Annotated in this window: 13 protein-coding genes; 5 read left to right on the plus strand and 8 right to left on the minus strand. The window is 64.9% G+C overall.

Features of this window, described 5'->3' with window-relative positions:
* Positions 1-262 precede the first annotated feature (262 nt).
* Together N5C91_RS15960 and N5C91_RS15965 are read right to left on the minus strand one after the other, a co-directional pair.
* Positions 263-2,668: a TonB-dependent siderophore receptor gene (locus N5C91_RS15960; RefSeq protein ID WP_279830429.1), complete on the minus strand. Its 2,406-nt coding sequence runs from the start codon at positions 2,666-2,668 to the stop codon at positions 263-265.
* A gap of 485 nt (positions 2,669-3,153) precedes the next feature.
* Positions 3,154-4,062 carry a LysR family transcriptional regulator gene (locus N5C91_RS15965; RefSeq protein WP_279830432.1) on the minus strand — a complete coding sequence of 303 codons (909 nt, stop codon included), beginning with the start codon at positions 4,060-4,062 and terminating at the stop codon, positions 3,154-3,156.
* Positions 4,063-4,194: 132 nt separating this feature from the next.
* Between N5C91_RS15965 and N5C91_RS15970 the strand changes: the two genes are divergently transcribed.
* From N5C91_RS15970 to N5C91_RS15990, 5 genes are all read left to right on the plus strand, one after another.
* Positions 4,195-4,929 (plus strand): SDR family NAD(P)-dependent oxidoreductase, encoded by a 735-nt coding sequence (locus N5C91_RS15970; RefSeq protein WP_279830434.1) that lies wholly within the window; start codon positions 4,195-4,197, stop codon positions 4,927-4,929.
* Between the two features lie 30 nt (positions 4,930-4,959).
* Positions 4,960-5,175 (plus strand): 4-oxalocrotonate tautomerase family protein, encoded by a 216-nt coding sequence (locus tag N5C91_RS15975; protein ID WP_279830436.1) that lies wholly within the window; start codon positions 4,960-4,962, stop codon positions 5,173-5,175.
* Positions 5,176-5,285: 110 nt separating this feature from the next.
* The gene (locus N5C91_RS15980) at positions 5,286-6,479 is read left to right on the plus strand and encodes an MFS transporter (protein ID WP_236174099.1); all 1,194 of its coding nucleotides are present in this window, start codon (positions 5,286-5,288) and stop codon (positions 6,477-6,479) included.
* A gap of 58 nt (positions 6,480-6,537) precedes the next feature.
* Positions 6,538-7,050, plus strand: a complete 513-nt coding sequence (locus tag N5C91_RS15985) for a DUF2938 domain-containing protein (protein WP_279830440.1) — start codon at positions 6,538-6,540, stop codon at positions 7,048-7,050.
* A 51-nt stretch (positions 7,051-7,101) separates the two neighbouring features.
* The gene (locus N5C91_RS15990; protein WP_279830442.1) at positions 7,102-8,799 is read left to right on the plus strand and encodes a response regulator; all 1,698 of its coding nucleotides are present in this window, start codon (positions 7,102-7,104) and stop codon (positions 8,797-8,799) included.
* Between the two features lie 112 nt (positions 8,800-8,911).
* Here N5C91_RS15990 and N5C91_RS15995 read toward each other — a convergent pair whose 3' ends face one another.
* The 6 genes from N5C91_RS15995 to N5C91_RS16020 all read right to left on the minus strand — a co-directional run bounded on the left by N5C91_RS15995 (position 8,912) and on the right by N5C91_RS16020 (position 16,469).
* Positions 8,912-10,357: a SulP family inorganic anion transporter gene (locus N5C91_RS15995; protein ID WP_236174102.1), complete on the minus strand. Its 1,446-nt coding sequence runs from the start codon at positions 10,355-10,357 to the stop codon at positions 8,912-8,914.
* Between the two features lie 172 nt (positions 10,358-10,529).
* Complete coding sequence (locus N5C91_RS16000) at positions 10,530-11,201, minus strand: hypothetical protein (RefSeq protein WP_279830444.1); 672 nt, start codon at positions 11,199-11,201, stop codon at positions 10,530-10,532.
* Between the two features lie 5 nt (positions 11,202-11,206).
* Entirely contained in the window at positions 11,207-14,497 is a 3,291-nt protein-coding gene (locus N5C91_RS16005) for an ImcF-related family protein (protein WP_279830445.1), read from the minus strand.
* Between the two features lie 13 nt (positions 14,498-14,510).
* The gene (locus N5C91_RS16010) at positions 14,511-15,638 is read right to left on the minus strand and encodes a hypothetical protein (protein WP_279830446.1); all 1,128 of its coding nucleotides are present in this window, start codon (positions 15,636-15,638) and stop codon (positions 14,511-14,513) included.
* Entirely contained in the window at positions 15,635-15,892 is a 258-nt protein-coding gene (locus N5C91_RS16015; RefSeq protein ID WP_279830447.1) for a PAAR domain-containing protein, read from the minus strand. The genes N5C91_RS16010 and N5C91_RS16015 overlap by 4 nt, the downstream gene beginning before the upstream one ends.
* Positions 15,893-15,932: 40 nt before the next feature.
* Positions 15,933-16,469 carry a DUF3304 domain-containing protein gene (locus N5C91_RS16020; protein WP_279830449.1) on the minus strand — a complete coding sequence of 179 codons (537 nt, stop codon included), beginning with the start codon at positions 16,467-16,469 and terminating at the stop codon, positions 15,933-15,935.
* Positions 16,470-16,488: the final 19 nt, after the last annotated feature.

The raw sequence follows: 16,488 nt of genomic DNA on the forward strand, positions 1-16,488 counted from the left end.
CCATACGTAGGGCGGATAACGCTAACGCGTTATGCGCCCTACAACCCTGAAGCCGCCAGCCCGCCTTGAAATAAACATGGAAATGCCATTGTAGGATGGGTGGAGCGAAGCGATACCCATCAACGGAGTTGCCGGTAAATCGCTGGGTATCGCTTCGCTCCACGCCATCCTACGAAAGCACCGAAGGCCATTGGCACACCAGTGAAATCACAGGCAAGGAAAAGCCCCGCGATGCGGGGCTTTTTCGTTCAGGCCAGGCGGCTCACATCGAGTACTTCACCGTGAACATCAGGTTGCGTGGCTCACCGTAGTTCAGGTTGCCGAAGCTGATGCCGCTGTAATAGTACTTGTCGAAGATGTTGTTGAAGTTCACCCGGGTGTCGATGTTCTCGTTGACCTTGTAGCCGAGCATGGCGTTGGTCACCGTGTAGCCGCCCTGCTGGAAGCCGGTGGTGGTGTCCTCGGTCTGGCTCTGGGTCACCAGGTTGCCGCCGACGCGCCATTGGTGCAGCTCGCCCGGCAGGGTATAGCTGGTGGCGAGCTTGAACAGGTGGCGCGGCTTGCTCGGGTCGAATTGCTTGCCGACGTTATCCTCGTTGCTGTCGTGCTTGTACTTGGCGTCGACGTAGGTGTAGCCGGCCATGGCCTGCCAGTTCTCGGTGATCGCGCCGCTGACTTCCATGTCCACGCCCTGGCTGCGCACCTTGCCCGAGGCGCGCGAGCAGTAGATCGAGGTTGGCGAGCTGGGGCACGGCGAGGGGCCGCTGGTGTCGTCGGTGGCGCGGTTTTCCTGGTCGATCTGGAAGATCGCCAGCTGGGTGTTCAGCGCACCGCCGAAGTGCTCGCCCTTGAGGCCGATCTCGTAGTTCTTGCCGGTGATCGGGTCAAGCAGGCTGCCGCTGGAATCGAAGCTGCTCTGCGGCTTGAAGATGTCGGTGTAGCTGGCATAGACCGAGTACACGTCGTTCAGGTCGTAGACCACGCCGGCGTAGCGGGTGACGTTGCGAGTGACCTTCTGGGTGCCGGTGTCGTTGTGCGGGTCGGCCTCGTACCAGTCCAGGCGCCCGCCGAGAATGACCTTGAGCGGGTCGGCGAGGTTCAGGCGAGTGGTGACATAGGCGCCCTTCTGCTCCTGGTCGAGCTTCATGTTCCAGAGATTCATATCGATGGTCGGCTTCTGCACCGAACCCGGGTCCCACTTCGTCGGGTCGAACGGGGTCACCGGCGAGCCATCGTTGTAGCTCAGGTCGCCCCAGCCGCCGTGGCCGTCGAAGCGCTCTTCGCGGTAGCTGCCGCCGAACACCAGTTCGTGCTCGCGGCCGAAGGCCTGGAACGGGCCGTTGGCGAAGGCGTCGTAGCTCTGGTGGTCGTCGGTGTAGGCGTACTTGCCCGGCCCCATGGTCATGCTCGGGCAGCCTTCGGTGTAGTAGCAACTGTTGTACAGGCCGAGCATGTCGATGCGCGCCCACAGCTTGTCGGCGGCCACCTTCATCTGCCAGCCGTTGTCGAAGCGGTGCACCACATCACCGAACAGGTGGGTGGTGGTGGTATCCCAGTAGGACCAGTCGGCGCCGTAATAATCGGAGCGCTTGAGGTCCAGGTGGCGACCGCCCAGCGGTGCCGGCAGGCCCACCCAGTTGTCGTTCTTGTTGTCGTTCTGGTAGGACGCGCCCAGGGTCAGGGTGGTGTCCGGGTTCAGGTCGGCTTCGGTGATGCCATAGAGCACGCCGCGTTCACCGCTGACCACGTCCTGGAAGCTGTCGCGGGTCTCGTAGGCGGCCACCGCGCGTCCACGCAGGGTGCCTTCGCTGTTCAGCGGGCCGGAGACGTCGACCTGGCTGCGGTAGCGGTCCCAGGTGCCGGCGCTGCCTTCCAGGCTCATGTGGAAGTCCTGGGTCGGGCGCTTGCGCACCATGTTCACCGCGGCGGCCGGGTTGCCAGCGCCCTGCATCAGGCCGGTGGCGCCGCGCACCACTTCGACGCGGTCGAACATCGCCAGGTCCGCCGCTGAAATCACGTCCTGGGTGTAGGTGGAAATGCTGGTGGCGAGGCCGTCGTACATGATGTTGTCGACGTCGAAGCCGCGCGCGGCGTAGCTCACCCGCGCCGGCCCGTACTGCTGCACGGTCATGCCGGTGACGCCGCGGATCGCGTCGTCGAGGTCCTGCATGTTCTGGTCTTCCATCTGCTGGCGGGTGACCACGCTGACCGACTGCGGCGTCTCGCGGACGGTCATGTTCAGCTTGGTGGAAGTCTGCATCACACCGGTGGTGTAGGAACCGGTGCCTTCGGTGGTACCCGGCGCCACGCTGGCGGCGCCGACGATTTCGGTGGCGCCCAGGTCGACGCTGTCATTGCCTGCTGCACCGCTGCGCGCGGTACCGCTGACCTGCGCGCTGTTGCCGTCGACCGTGCCCTGCAGGCCGCTGTCCGCCAGCAGACGGTCGAGTGCCTCGCTCGGCTCCATGTTGCCCTTGAGTGCCGGCGCGCCAACCTTGGCGATCTGGGCACGATCATAGGAAATCCGCATTCCACTTGCGGACTGCAATTGCTCCAGGGAAGCGGCCAGGGGCTGCTTGGGCAGGTCGATGGCCACGGGGGCGGCGACCGCGGAGAGAGCAAAGCTGGAGAGACCGAGCAGGAGCGCTCCCGACGCTACGTCTTTCATCTGCTGAAGGATCCTTGGTGCGAGGTTTTGCGCTCTGGCGGCGCAATGACTCGGGTTGGCGAATGCCAGCGTGGTGGTACGCCGGCGAGGGAGCCAAAGTGTATGCAGATGTAAATTCTTTGTAAATGCGAATTGTTTGTATCTTAAATCGTATCGATAGCATCCTGGTCTTCGCCTTGTCCGACGCTGCACCATCATGCAAAAACGCTGCGGCTGGGCACGGTGTGGGAGCGGACTCTTTCCGCGATGGCCTCGCCCAGCTCCTTGCCCCGTGGAGCGGTGATGAATCGATCGCGGACAAAGTCCGCTCCTACGCGCGGGCATAAAGTTTCGTAGGGCGGATAACGCTGGCGCGTTATCCGCCCTACCTTCTGTTCGCGAGCAAGCTCGCTCCTACAAAGAGCGCACACTGCAGACCCTGTAGGAGCGAGCTTGCTCGCGAACCGCACGGCACAGGGCAGGCCAATCGCGGACAAAGTCCGATCCTACGCGCGGGCCTGAAGCATGAACTCGATGAACGCCCGCACCCGCGACGGCACATGGCGCGCGTGGGGGTAGATCAGCAGGAATGGCCGTGTCGTCTGGCCGAAGTCTTTCAGCACTTCCACCAGCTCGCCTCGCTCAAGCTCCTCCTGCACGGTGAAGCGATAGGCCTGCATCAGCCCTCCCCCGCACTTGGCCAGGGTGGCGGTGGCCAGGTAATCCTCCAGCACCGTGAGGCTGCCGGATGTCTCGATCTCGACAGGCTTGCCGTCGACCCGGAATGACCAGGGCACGCGCCGCCCGGTACTGGGCAACTCGAACTGGATGCACTCGTGATGAACCAGGTCCGCCGGCGTCTGCGGCGTACCGGCGCGTGCCAGGTACCCGGGCGTGGCGACGATCACGTTCTCCGCGTCTTCCAGACGCCGCGCCACCAGGCTGGAGTCCGCCGGGTCGCGGCCACGGATGGCCAGGTCGTAGCCCTCGTTGGCGAAATCGATGTTGCGGTTGCTGACCTGCACATCCACCAGCACCTGCGGGAAGCGCCGGCGGAACTCGGGCAGTAACGGAAACAACCGATAGTGCGCATAGGGCGTGGGCACACTGATGCGCAGGCGCCCGGAAACGATGCTCTGACCGCCGCTGACAGCGCGCTCGGCATCCACCAGCTGAGTCAGCGCCTGGCGGCATTGCTCGAAGTAGTTGCGGCCGTCATCGGTCAGGCGCATCTGCCGCGTGGTGCGCACGAACAGCCGAACGCCCAGGCGTTGCTCCAGCCGCGCCACCGAGCGGCTGACCGCCGCCGGGGTGATGCCGGCCTGGTTGGCGGCGGCGGTGAAGCTGCCGGTTTCCGCGGCGAGGCAGAACAGCTCGATGCTGCCCAGTTGCAGATCGTCGAAGTGGCGCGTCATGGCACGGCTCGATTAATTACATGAGGTATCAATTCAAATACCATGGACCTCATTTTTCAAGCAGCGAATGCCGCCTAGATTGGCCTCCAAGACGCGGGCACACCGCCCCGCTCCTCTCTCGGAGAATCCACCATGAGCAAGACCGTCATCGTCACCGGCGCTTCCAGCGGCCTCGGCTTCGCCATCGCCAGCGCCTACCTGGAACGCGGCTACAACGTGGTCGGTAACGCCCGTACCCAGGCGCGCCTGGAGGAAGCCGCAGCCAAGCTGGGCAACCCTCACAACTTCCTCGCCGTGGCCGGCGACATCGCCCAGGCGGATACCGCCAGCCGCCTGTTTGCCCAGGCCATCGAGGCCTTCGGCCAAGTGGATATCCTGATCAACAATGCCGGCATCTTCACTCCCAAGCCGGTCATCGATTACACCGAGGAAGAGGTAAACGCCATCGTCGGCACCAACCTGCTGGGCTTCTTCTACCCGTCCCAGGCGGCCGCACGGCATATGTCGGCCAAGGGTTGCGGGCACATCGTCACCATCACCGCGTCCATCGCGATGCAGCCCAATGTGAAAGTCCCGGCCTTGCTGCCGGTATTGATCAAGGGCGGCCTGAACAGCGCGGTGCGCGGGCTGGCCCTGGAGCTGGCGGCTTCCCACGTGCAGGTCAATGCCGTGGCGCCGGGGATCATCGAAACCCCGCTGCACGCCGATGACGAAGGCGTGCGTGCCTTCCTCCGTGGTCTGTCGCCCAGTGGCAAGATCGGCAGTCCGCAGGATATCGTCGACGCCGTGCTCTACCTGACCGACTCGACCTTCGTCAGCGGAACCATCCTCAACGTCGACGGTGGCGCCACCACCGGCGTCTGGTAAGGCCCCATCGCACAACAACGGAGAAACGAAATGCCCTATGTGAACATCCAGGTCACCGATGAAGGCGTCACCGCCGACGAGCGCCGCCAGCTCATCGAAGGCGTTACCGAACTGCTCGAGCGCGTACTGCGCAAGCCGCCGTCCACCACCTACGTGGTGATCCAGGAAATCGCCACTGACAGCTGGGGCGTGGGCGGCAAGACCGTCGCCGAGCTGAAGGCACAAGGCAAGCACGGCAGCAACTGACCCGGCGGGCACGTCGGGGGCCCGCCAGGGCTTCCGACGCTTGCCATGCACCAAGCTGGTGCTGCTAGGATCGGGAGCCCACCCGCTCCCTCCGACAGCCGAGGCATGGAATGCTCGCCGCGCTCAAGCGTTATCCGCTACAGGTCAACCTGCTGCTCAGCGGCACTTTCCTGCTGACCATGGGCAGGGCAATCACCCTGCCCTACCTGGTGATCTACCTCTCGACCACGTTCGACCTTCCCGTCAGCCGCATCGGCCTGATCATGGGCGGCGCCCTGTTCGGCGGCTCATTGCTCAGCCTCTACGGCGGCTTCCTGATCGACCGCCTGCCCGGCTTCCGCCTGATCCTCGGTTTCGGCAGTTGCTTCGTCGCGGCCTTCGCCGGCATGCTGCTGACCAGCCAGCTGTGGCTGTTCTTCCTGTTCCTGCTGGGCTTCAACTTCGCCTATTCGGTCACCGACGTGGTGGTGAAGACCATCTTCGGCCGCCTGTTGCCCGCCGCCGAGCAGGGCCGCGCATTTTCCATCCGCTACACGCTGATCAACCTCGCCTACGCCATCGGCCCCTTCATCGGCGCCGCCCTGGCGCAGTGGCACACGCATGTTCCCTTCATGCTGTCCGCAGCCCTGGGAGGCCTGTTCCTGCTGGCCTTCCTGCGCTATGGCGACCGTGACATGCGCCCGGCAGAAGGCGTGGCGCCGCCCTCGTTCATCGCCGTCATGGGCGTGCTGGCCAAGGACCACCGGCTGATGTACTTCACCATCGGCGGCGTGCTCACCGCCGTGGTGTTCGGTCAGTTTTCCGCCTACCTCTCGCAATACCTGGTGGCCACCGGCACGGCGGAATACGCCTACCGGGTGATCCAGACGCTGCTCGGAGTCAACGCGGTAACGGTGATCGCCCTGCAGTACCTGCTGGGCAAGCGCATCGGCAACCAGCACCTGCAACGCTGGCTGATCGTCGGCCTCGGCCTATTCGTGCTGGGCATCGTCGGCTTCGGCCTGTCCCACAGCCTCTGGCACTGGGGACTGGCCATGGTGGTGTTCACCCTGGGCGAGATCATCGTGATCCCCGCCGAGTACATGTTCATCGACCGCATCGCCCCGCCACACCTGCGCGGCGTGTACTACGGCACGCAGAACCTGGCCAACCTCGGCGGCGCCTTCGGGCCGATCCTGGTGGGTTGCTTCCTGACACTGTTCGCGCCGCACTGGGTGTTCGTCATGCTCGCTGCCTTCATCGTCGGCGGCGGCGTGTTCTACGTGATCGGCTCCAACCTGAGCCAGCGCGCCACCGGGGCTTGACCTCAAGTCCGGTTGAACCCGGATGCTGGGCTCCATCGACACTTTCGAGGAGCCCGGCATGTCCCACTTCATCGCCACCCTGCTGCACATCACCGCCATCGGTATCGGCGCCACCCTGCTGATGGATGGCTGGGCGCTGCTGCGCAAACACCTGCTGGGCATGCCTTCGCTGGACTATGCCCTGGTCGGCCGCTGGGTCGGCCACATGCCGCGCGGGCGCTTTCGCCACCCGGCCGTTGGCAAGGCCGCGCCGATCGCCGGCGAGCACGCACTGGGCTGGAGCGTGCACTACCTCACCGGCGTCCTGTTCGCCGCGCTGCTGGCCGGCGCCACGGGCCGCGACTGGCTGTGTGCACCCACGCTGCTGCCCGCCCTGCTGCTCGGTGCGGCGACGGTGCTGATGCCCTTCCTGCTGATGCAACCGGCGTTCGGCCTGGGTATCGCCGCCGCGAAAACGGCCCATCCCGGCAAGGCGCGCTTCCACAGCATCCTGACCCACCTGATATTCGGCGCGGGGCTGTACCTGGCCGCGCAGATCGGCCTGCTGTTACCGGCGACCTGCGCCAACTGAATCGCCGGACTACCCTTGCAGCGAACCCATCGCCGCGCAGGAAGCCAGCGAATGAGCCGAATCCTCATTGCCGATCCACAACCCTTCATTCGTGCTGCCCTGCGCCAGCGCCTCGTCGCAGCCGGACACGAGGTGGTCGGCGAAACAGGGGACGGTCGCGATGCGCTGGGGTTGGTGCAGAAGCTGCACCCGGACCTGCTGATCCTCGACCTGGACCTGCCGCGCCTGGGCGGGCTGGAAATGCTGCGACGCTTCCGCAGCACTTCCCCGCGGCAGAAGACGCTGGTGTTCACCCATCTCTCCGGGGCCTATTACCAGGGCCTGTGCCTGAATGCCGGCGCCTCGGGGTTCGTCCACAAGAGCGACCTGCCCGAGGAGCTCGATGAAGCCGTGAAGCTCGTGCTCAGCGGGCGCAAGGTCTTTCCCGCGCGCCTGCCGGCGGACCTGGGCGACCACGAAAGCGCCGGAGCCACGGCCGAGAGCATCACACCCCGGGAACTGACCGTGCTGCAGTACCTGGCACAAGGCTATCGGGTCAAGGACATCGCCGAGCAACTGGCGATCAGCGACCGCACCGTCAGCACCTACAAGACCCGCCTGCTGGAGAAGACCCAGACCGATTCGCTGATCGATCTGGTACAAGCCGCCAGGCAGCGCGGCCTGCTGGACGACGGTGTGATCCGCGACCTCGTCCGCGTCCCCGGCCCGCAACCGCAGACGCCCGGGCGTCTGGCCCAACTGCTGGAGATCCTTCCCAACCCGGTCAGCCTGTGGAGCCTCGAAGGCACCCTGCTGGCCTGCAATCCGCGGTTCGCCGAGTTCTACGCCAAGAGCGAGGCAGAGATGCTGGGCGCCAGCATCTTTTCCATGGGCCTGGTCGACTCGCAACACATCCAGCAGGCACGCAGGGAGTTTTTCAAGGGCGCCGCTTCGAGCGAGCCGTTCACACTGATCGTCAACGCGCACAACGATACGGAGCAACGCATCGTCCGCCTGATCGGCGTCCCCATGAAGGAAGAGTCGGGCAACCCCATCGGCATCCTGATCTCCTCGGTCGACATCACCGAACACGAGCGCTACGTAGAGCAATTGCAGGAGTCCAAGGCCTACCTCGAGTCCCGCTACAGCAGCCGCACAGGATTCCTCCTGACCTCGGGCCGGGACCTGCTCGCCGAGCTGGACTCGCTGGAGGCGCTGCTTGTCGCGAGCCGCGCCCGGCATCCGGAGGATGCGGCCCTGAACCAGTCCAACGCGCACATGGGCAAGATGCGCGACAAGATCGAAGTGCTCCTGGAACTGACTCGCCTGGAACAGGGCAATGTGTTGACCATCCCGCAATCGGAGAATCTCAACGAACTGACGCTCCAGGCGCTGCACGCCGTCAACCCGCCGGTGCCGTTGCACCCTTGTGCTGATGCGCCCTGGGGATGGATCGACGCCAACCGCTACCTGCGGCTGAATCAGGTGCTGCTACGCAGCTTCGACAAGGCCGGCCTGCCGCCACTGGAGGTCACCGCCGACTGCCAGCCCCTGCCCCACGGCGAGTTGCACTGGCAACTGACATTCCGCGCGGTGCAGGCGGAGGACGTGCAGTCGAACCTGGTCGACATCGAGCAACAGGCGCGCATTCAGCTCGCACACTGGTTGTGCCGCCTGCTCGGTGGAGAACTCACCCTGGGCAGCGCGGTCGATGCCGCTGTCGCGGCATGGATTCAGCTCAAGCTTGCCAAAGGCAGCCCGCGCTTCTAGCCCGCACACTACAACCCTGTCGGGCTCCCGGCAGCGGCGCTTGCAGTCTGCAGGAGCACGCCACTGACGCGAAGCGCGGGAGTGACTTGCTCAGGCAAATGACTGCCGAAGCTCAGGCGTGCTGCATCCCGGCGCGCTTGAGCAACTGCTTGCAGCGCTCGGACAGGTGCACCACCCGCAAATGCTTGCCGGCCTTGGTGTAGCGTTCGCGCAGGGTCATCAGCGCGGTGATGGCCGAATAGTCGACGAAGCTCAGGTGCGCGCAATCCAGGGTCACCTGCTGCGGGTCATTCGCCGGGTCGAACTGGTTGAGGAACGGCGTGGTGGAAGCGAAGAACAGCGTGCCGTGAACACGGTACAGCTTGCTGCCGTCGGCCTCGTCGTGGATGTCCGCGTACAGCTCGCGGGCGTGCTTCCAGGCGAAGTCCAGCGCCGCCAGGATGATGCCGCAGAACACGGCCATGGCGAGGTCGGTGGCAACCGTGATGGCGGTCACCGCGATGATCACCAGCACGTCGCTCAGCGGCACCTTGTTCAGCACCCGCAGCGAAGCCCAGGCGAAGGTCTGCTGCGACACCACGAACATCACGCCCACCAGCGCCGCCAGCGGGATGCGTTCGATCAGCGGCGAGAGGAACAGCACGAAGAGCAGGATCATCACCCCGGCCACCACACCGGAGAGCCGGCCACGGCCGCCGGAACTCAAGTTGATCACGGTCTGCCCGATCATCGCGCAACCGCCCATGCCGCCGAACAGCCCCGAGACGATATTGGCGCCGCCCAGGGCAACGCATTCGCGGTCCGGGAAGCCACGGGTCTCGGTGATCTCGTCAGTGAGGTTGAGGGTCAGCAGGGTTTCCAGGATACCGACCATGGCCATGAGGAAGGCGTAGGGGGCGATGATTCCGAGGGTTTCCAGGGTCCACGGAACCTGCGGCAAGGCGAATGGCGGCAGGCCTCCGGCAATGTGCGCCATGTCGCCGAGGGTGCGCGTCGGCAGGTTCAGCAGATAGACCAGCAAGCCCACGCCGAGGATCGCCACCAGCGCCGGCGGCACCGCGCGAGTCAGCTTCGGCAGCCCGTAGACCACCGCCATGGTCAGCGCCACCAGGCCCAGCATGACGTACAGCGGGTTACCGCTGAGCCAATGCTCGCCGTCCTTGAAGTGTTCGAGCTGGGCCAAGGCAATGACGATCGCCAGGCCGTTGACGAAGCCCAGCATCACCGGATGCGGCACCATGCGCACCAGCTTGCCCAGGCGCAGCAGGCCGAACAGGAGCATCACCACCCCGCCCAGCAGCACGGTCGCCAGCAGGTACTGCACGCCGTGCTGCACGACCAGCGCGACGATCACCACCGCCATCGAACCGGCAGCGCCGGAGACCATGCCGGGGCGGCCGCCGAACAGCGCGGTGAGGGTGCAGAGGATGAAGGCGCCGTACAGCCCCATCAGCGGGTTGAGGTGGGCGACCAGGGCGAAGGCGATGCACTCGGGCACCAGCGCAAAGGACGTGGTCAGTCCGGCCAGGACATCGGCACGCAGGCGGGCGGGTTTCATTTTTCTACTCGGAACGGGGACTTCGAAGGGCCGGCAATGGTACGGAAAACCGCCCCGTCGAACCAGCTCGCGTCCGCCTGCTACCAAACAGCCCACCCCCTCCCGCCATAATCCGCGCGACAGCCTATCGATTCATCAGGACGATGCGACGGCCGTCAAATAGCGCAAACCGTCACTTGCAGTTACGCACCAAGGCTTGGCAGATCGGGAGATCAAATAATTCCATCTCGACCTTTAACCGCTTTGCTCGTCCATGAATATTGGCTTCTCCCATCACCAGCGCGGAGCCAAGCAGAAATCCCATGAACAGCATGAGCCCAACGATGGCGCCTGGCAGCGGATCTTTGAGAATAAGCATGACCCAGACGAGCACTCCAGTTACGAACGCAAGCCAGGCATAACTCGACAGGAACCAGAAAACGAAGCAATCCCAACCATTGAATTTGGCGGTAATCGAACCATCGTCAGCAGTATCAATAAAGCGAGCCATACCCTTGAGTTCGTTGGGAGAAAGGAACCCTTCCCGGCACAGATGACTTAGAGCGAGAACATGTCGCCAGCCTGCTCTGACGCCTGTTGCCGACTGAAACGCCTCCAATTCACCCAATTGATGCAACAGACCCGAGACTTCTGAGAACTTACCAACACTCTCAATCAGCGCCTGGACTCTCCTGTAGCGCCGATGGGGAATGACGGCATGATCCCTTAGTAAGCGATATCCCCGCGCCCACGCCCTCCCGACATAGGCTGCAAACAGAGCCCATAACACCCAGTGCCACTGATCACCGAATAACGCCCTCGCCTTCTCAATCATTTCCAGAGTCAGACTGATCCGCTGTTCCATCCTATCTACCTCCCTTGTCGGCTCTCACCGGTTAATGCTCGAACTCTTTCGCCCTGCAAGACCTCCAGCGGCAGCTCGAAATCCCGCAGTTTCAGCAAGGCCAACGGCCCGGCACCGCGTTGAGTCCGCATCTCCCAGGTCAGCGGAATGCCATCCGGTGCCGCCAGCACAACCTGATAGATCGAACTGTCACCCGCCAGCGGTGTGACCCTGGCCTGCTCCAACAGGCGGATCAATGCCCAGCCGCCTGGATAGTCGCCATACAAGCGGGCGCCTGCCCTGATGCTGCTCCAGGTCAGTGACACACCTGGGTGATCATTCGGGCTCGGCCAGGTAAAGGCCCGCCAGCTTTCCATCTGGTTGAAGTACTCCAGCCGCTCGCCATCGATGATCAACTGCGTCTCCACCAGATCACGCACCGGCTTGGCCTTGAGTTGGAAATCCAGGCGCATGGCACCATCGGAATACAGCGTATCGGCCAGTTCCCCCAGTCGATTGATCGCCCCCAGGAAGGCCGGGCTGACCCGCACTCCCTGACTGTCGCCCGCCACCGGCACCCAGCGCTTGCCCTGCTTGCGCAATACCCCACCCAGTTCCTCGGCGATGAACCGGTCGATACTCCCGCCCGAGCGAATCATCTGTCCCAACAACGGCAGCGGGGCATCCGCCCCTGCGGCGACAAAGGGGTAGCGGCCGGCAAAAGCACGCTGCCAGTCAGCCACAATTGCCTGTTGCCAGCGGCGATTCAGGTCATTTGCCGAGGACTGCATCACCCCCGACCAGGCCTGGTCCAGGGGCAGCACGAAGAGGTTCTGGGCAAAGGCCGCCAACGGTTTGCCAAGGCTTTGCGCAACCACCTGGCCATAGTCACGGGTGTCGAGGGTGAGCCCCTGGAAAGTGGCCTGCGCCAGGGCCTGGGCCATCGCCCGTGGATCGGCCGCGTTCTCGACCTGCTGCAAGCGGGTGCGGGCCTGGGTGACGTGCGCGAGATAAGCCGGCAGACTGACCTGACCATTGCCTGCGGCTGCCCTCTTCCCCTGCAGCGTCAGCAGGGGGCCGAACACCGGCTCCATTGGTGACAGCGCTGCCGGAGCCCCCGCGACAGGGTCGCTGTCCTTGCGCGAACCGCGCTCTCCCTCCTCCGCGGCACGCCCCTGATAGGCCAGCGCCTGCATCAGTGCCAGCAGCGGCGAGCGCCGTGTGTCGGCCAGCAGGCTCAACTGCTCGATAGCCTCGGCCTGGCTGCCTGCCTTGCGCCAGCGAATGCTGTTGAGAAAGCCCAGCCAGGCCTGGCTGTAGTCGCTGAAGTAGCGCGACGTCAGCCGCGCCTTGAGCGCCTCCGGTTGCACGTCAGGGGCCAGTGGATGCTGCGGGTCACTGAGTACCCAGTCGAGCTCTTCATGGCGCGCTTCGGCGATCCGGCCGATGGCCTCGCGCAGGTAGCCGTCCCACGCCTGCCGGGTCAGCGCGCCGGGTACGCGGATGGACGTAGCGAACAATCTCGTGGCATCGCTCTCACCACTCAGGCCAGCCAGCTCCAGGTCGACGAACTGATTGCCCGCCTCGTCGAGCAAACGTTGGTACAGCGCCTGCTCCACCGCGGGTTGATCGAGTTGGCCCAGCAGCGTCTGCCGCGCCTGCGCGATCACCTGGGCGTCGGGGGCGATCCGCCACTGCGGATGCCCCGACAGGTGCCGCGCATAGAAGGCCCACAGGCCCGGGGCCAAATCCTGCCAGCGTGCCGGCTGCACTCCGGGGCGGGCGACAGTCGCCGCCTCCAGCTGCCTGGCCAGGAATTCCGCATCGGCCTTCTCCGGCTGCGCCAGCATCAGGTAGGCCTTGAGCTGATCGCGGGCGCTGGCCGCCCCCGCGTTCAGCTCCGGGCTGTCCGGTGGCAGGTTCGCCAGCGCGCTCAGGCGTTGCTCCAGGCTGCGCGCCGCCTCATCACGCATGAGCCGGTTATTGGCCTGGGTGAAGCGCGGCCACAGCGCCACCAGCAACGCGTCGTTCTGGCTCAGGCCAAAGCGCTGGTACCAGGGCACGCCGCTCTCCTGGCGCTGTTCCAGGCGGGTCATGAGGCGGGTCAGTTGATCGAGCGCCGTCAATTGCGCGTCGAGTTCCGTGGATGTGTTCAGCGTCGCCAGCGCCGCTTCCGCCGAGGCGACTTGGCTGCGATTGCTGGCGAAGGACAGCAGCAAAGCCACCGCGCACAGGCCTGCCAAACCCAGTGCCGCCACCTGTACGCCACGCAGCCAGGTCCAACCGAAACGACGCCCGCGCGTCTGGCGATCCTCGATAATGGCCTTCCAGGTCGGCACCGACCACCAGGAGTTGCTGGCTGCGCCCTCGTTGGCAGGCCTGTGCGTCAGGCTGAACAGCAAACCGCGCAACGGCAGGCCATGGGCGAGCCGCGGCAACAACGCCGCTAGCGCATCGCGCCAGCGGGCGATACCGAACGCATCCAGGTCGCGGGACAGGCGCAACAGGAAGTCCCGACTGCTGACCGCTCTCATGTGTTCCAGGCCCTGATTGCGCAACGGAGCCAGCAATCGGCGCAACTCAGTTTCGATCCGCTGCGCCGAAGCGTCAGGCGGCAGCAGGCAACCCACCGCGGGGCTATTCCGACCGGGCCGTTCCCACCTGCTGGTGCACACTTGCCAGAGGTACAGGGGCGCCTGCCAGCGCATTCGACGCGCCAGTGACTGCAGTTGACGTGTACCGAGGTCCAGCGCGCCTGGCTTGTCCGTCTGCTCCGCGCTCACTGCCCAGACAATGCCATCCAGCGGCCGTCGCCAGGACAACTCGCGCAAGTGCTTCGGCCAGTCGCTTTCCCAGCGTCCTTGCACAGGGCCGCCCCATAGCAGCAGCGCGCCCTGCCCCTCCTGCCAACCGCCGTTGGCGGCCAGGCCCGGCGCCACCGAGTCGATCTCATCCGCCTCCCCCACTACCAGCAATACGCGCACGTGGCGGCGCCAGAAGCGACCGTGGTTGAATTGCAGCGCCTCGCGCACGGCAGGTAGCGGCGGAGGTTCCCTGGCGTCTTTGGCAGCGCCTAGATGCACTACCGGCGGCGCCTGTTGGCGCACGCGTTCGCTGATGCTCAGTTGCTTCAGTGCCCAGCCGCTGGAGGTCAGCACGAGCAGAAAGCTCCAGGCGATACCCGCGTCGATGGCTAGCTGTTTCAGTGCCTCACGGCTAGCCACGCGCTGCGGTTCAGCGAACCACCAGATGATGGCCCCCAGCAGAACCAGCAAGGCCAGTGCGAGGCCCAATAGCAACAGGGTGCGCCAGAGCACCGGCGGCTTGACGTCAGGCGTGCTCATTGGCCGGGCTCGCTATACCAAGTATCAAGGGATGCTCGCTATCCTTTGCCAGCCAACCGCAGGGCTTGCCCTGCTGCTGCGCATACAGCGCGGCGAGGCTCTGTACCACCATGGCTTCAAGATCGTCGAGTCGCCCCCAGTGGGCGTCCTGAGTCACACCTGCCAGACGCCAGTCCAGCTCCGTCACCTCGGCGTGGGCAAAGGCCACGCAGGCATCGGGCGCCTCTTCCACGCGGCTCTGCCGGCAGGCCTGTTCGGCCACTGCATGGAGTTTGTCGCCACCGACGGCGTACCACTCACCCCGGCTCAGTTGTGCGCCCTGCCCTGGGCGCCCGAGCAGCCAGAGCAGCGCGGCCTCGCCCGCCGGCGATGCTTGCTGCTTGTCTGCCGGAAGCGAGCGGACACCAGCACAGAGGATGCGCGCATCCTGCGGCGCACGCTGCAGGCGCTCGATGATGGTCTCCAGGGTTTTCTGCCCTTGCCAAGGCTCCGGCAGCGCCGGCAGCGGCAAGTCGGGGCAATGGGGGGCCATATCCGCCAGCAACGCCTGCCAGGCAGCCTCTGAACCCTGCCAGTAGCAAGCCAGCGGCGCGTTGGCCAGCGTGGCCGGCAACTGCTCGCGCCATTGCTGGGCAAGCAACTGGGCGAGTTGCACCTCGCGCTCTGCGCGGTCGTTGGCAAACACCGAGAGCAGGCGTAGCGCGCTGGCCTCGCCCTCCGGAACCGGCTCCGGCGGGCGCAACTGCCCGGCGAGCAGTTGTTGCCAATGTTCAGCGGTGCTGCCGGCCGGCCCCAGGAGCAGGCTATCGCACAGACTTACCCGCTGGCGGTGTCGCACCCACCAGACACGTTCGACCCGTGCCACTTCCTGGTCATAGAGGTAAGCGTTATGTCGATTCAGTCGGTAATGCAGCGTCCGCAGCGACAAGGCCAGCAACCACACCAGCAATACCGCAGCCGCGAGCAACGCAGCCACGCGTGGCTCTATGAAAGGCCGCAGCAATACCCCGGCGGCGCCCAGCAATGCCAGCAAGGTCGTACCAGCGGCCAACCAGCGGCCGTAGGCCGGCGCACTCGCTGTAGGGTAGGCATCGAACTGTGGCGGTGCGTTCATAGCTCGACCTGGGTATCGGGTAGCGAACTGACCAGGGTGCAGCCGCAAGCGCAGCGGTGCCCATCCAGCGCCAGCGGGCGGCCGTCGATTTCACTCAGGGCGCTGCCCTCCTCGATGCGGGTCATGCCATGTTTGTTGCAACGCACCGCATCGCCCACGCAGGCCATGGGCAGGCCATCGCACTCGTAGTGCCCCTCCAGCACCACGCCACCAAACGGCCTCAGGGTGTCGCCTTTGCGCACTATGGCTTTCATGTTCAGCTCTCCTTGCTCATGGCAACCAATAGCCAGTACTTCACTGCGGACACGACTTTGGCTCGGGCAGCTTCAGCGGCTCCTTGACCGGGTAGTTGGGGTTGTCGTAGGTCAGGCAGGAGGTGGTGACCTTGAGCTGGTCGCAGGGCAGGAAGTGCACGGTGATGCCGCAGGTGTCCTCGCCGCTGTAGCTCGGCACCGGGACGACTCGGCTGTGCTGGCGCTTTTCGGCGTTTACTTTTGCGCGCCAGGCGCGATATTTAGCTCGATCAGCGAAGCCCGGAAACTCATCGGCCAGCTCACTGACACCACTTGCCCCGGTCTCCCAGTCGACCCGCACCGTCATTTCCGGCTTCCATTGCGCAGGCGCGGAGAAGCAGCATCCCCCCCCTCCCTGATTCGGACCAATTGCGTCCACGGCGCCCTGGCCGTTAACACTGAAATGATTGATGGCCCAATGGGTGTGGTTGATCGCATCGATGGTACCGCTGCCCGCCTGGGCGGGAACGGGCGTACCAGCACAGCCGGTGACGGCCAATAGAGCGCCAAGCAAAAAAGGCTGACGGACCGTGCGCATGGTGTTGGCTCCAGAAACA

Source organism: Pseudomonas sp. GD03903, from assembly GCF_029840045.1.
Taxonomy (GTDB): domain Bacteria; phylum Pseudomonadota; class Gammaproteobacteria; order Pseudomonadales; family Pseudomonadaceae; genus Pseudomonas; species Pseudomonas pseudonitroreducens.

Excerpts from the sequence above, each read along its gene's own strand:
- N5C91_RS16020 (WP_279830449.1), bottom strand. The coding sequence starts at position 16,469 with ATGCGCACGGTCCGTCAGCCTTTTTTGCTTGGCGCTCTATTGGCCGTC.
- N5C91_RS16010 (WP_279830446.1), bottom strand. The coding sequence starts at position 15,638 with ATGAACGCACCGCCACAGTTCGATGCCTACCCTACAGCGAGTGCGCCG.
- N5C91_RS15970 (WP_279830434.1), top strand. The coding sequence starts at position 4,195 with ATGAGCAAGACCGTCATCGTCACCGGCGCTTCCAGCGGCCTCGGCTTC.
- N5C91_RS16000 (WP_279830444.1), bottom strand. The coding sequence starts at position 11,201 with ATGGAACAGCGGATCAGTCTGACTCTGGAAATGATTGAGAAGGCGAGG.
- N5C91_RS15985 (WP_279830440.1), top strand. The coding sequence starts at position 6,538 with ATGTCCCACTTCATCGCCACCCTGCTGCACATCACCGCCATCGGTATC.
- N5C91_RS16015 (WP_279830447.1), bottom strand. The coding sequence starts at position 15,892 with ATGAAAGCCATAGTGCGCAAAGGCGACACCCTGAGGCCGTTTGGTGGC.
- N5C91_RS15980 (WP_236174099.1), top strand. The coding sequence starts at position 5,286 with ATGCTCGCCGCGCTCAAGCGTTATCCGCTACAGGTCAACCTGCTGCTC.
- N5C91_RS15990 (WP_279830442.1), top strand. The coding sequence starts at position 7,102 with ATGAGCCGAATCCTCATTGCCGATCCACAACCCTTCATTCGTGCTGCC.
- N5C91_RS15975 (WP_279830436.1), top strand. The coding sequence starts at position 4,960 with ATGCCCTATGTGAACATCCAGGTCACCGATGAAGGCGTCACCGCCGAC.
- N5C91_RS15965 (WP_279830432.1), bottom strand. The coding sequence starts at position 4,062 with ATGACGCGCCACTTCGACGATCTGCAACTGGGCAGCATCGAGCTGTTC.
- N5C91_RS15960 (WP_279830429.1), bottom strand. The coding sequence starts at position 2,668 with ATGAAAGACGTAGCGTCGGGAGCGCTCCTGCTCGGTCTCTCCAGCTTT.
- N5C91_RS15995 (WP_236174102.1), bottom strand. The coding sequence starts at position 10,357 with ATGAAACCCGCCCGCCTGCGTGCCGATGTCCTGGCCGGACTGACCACG.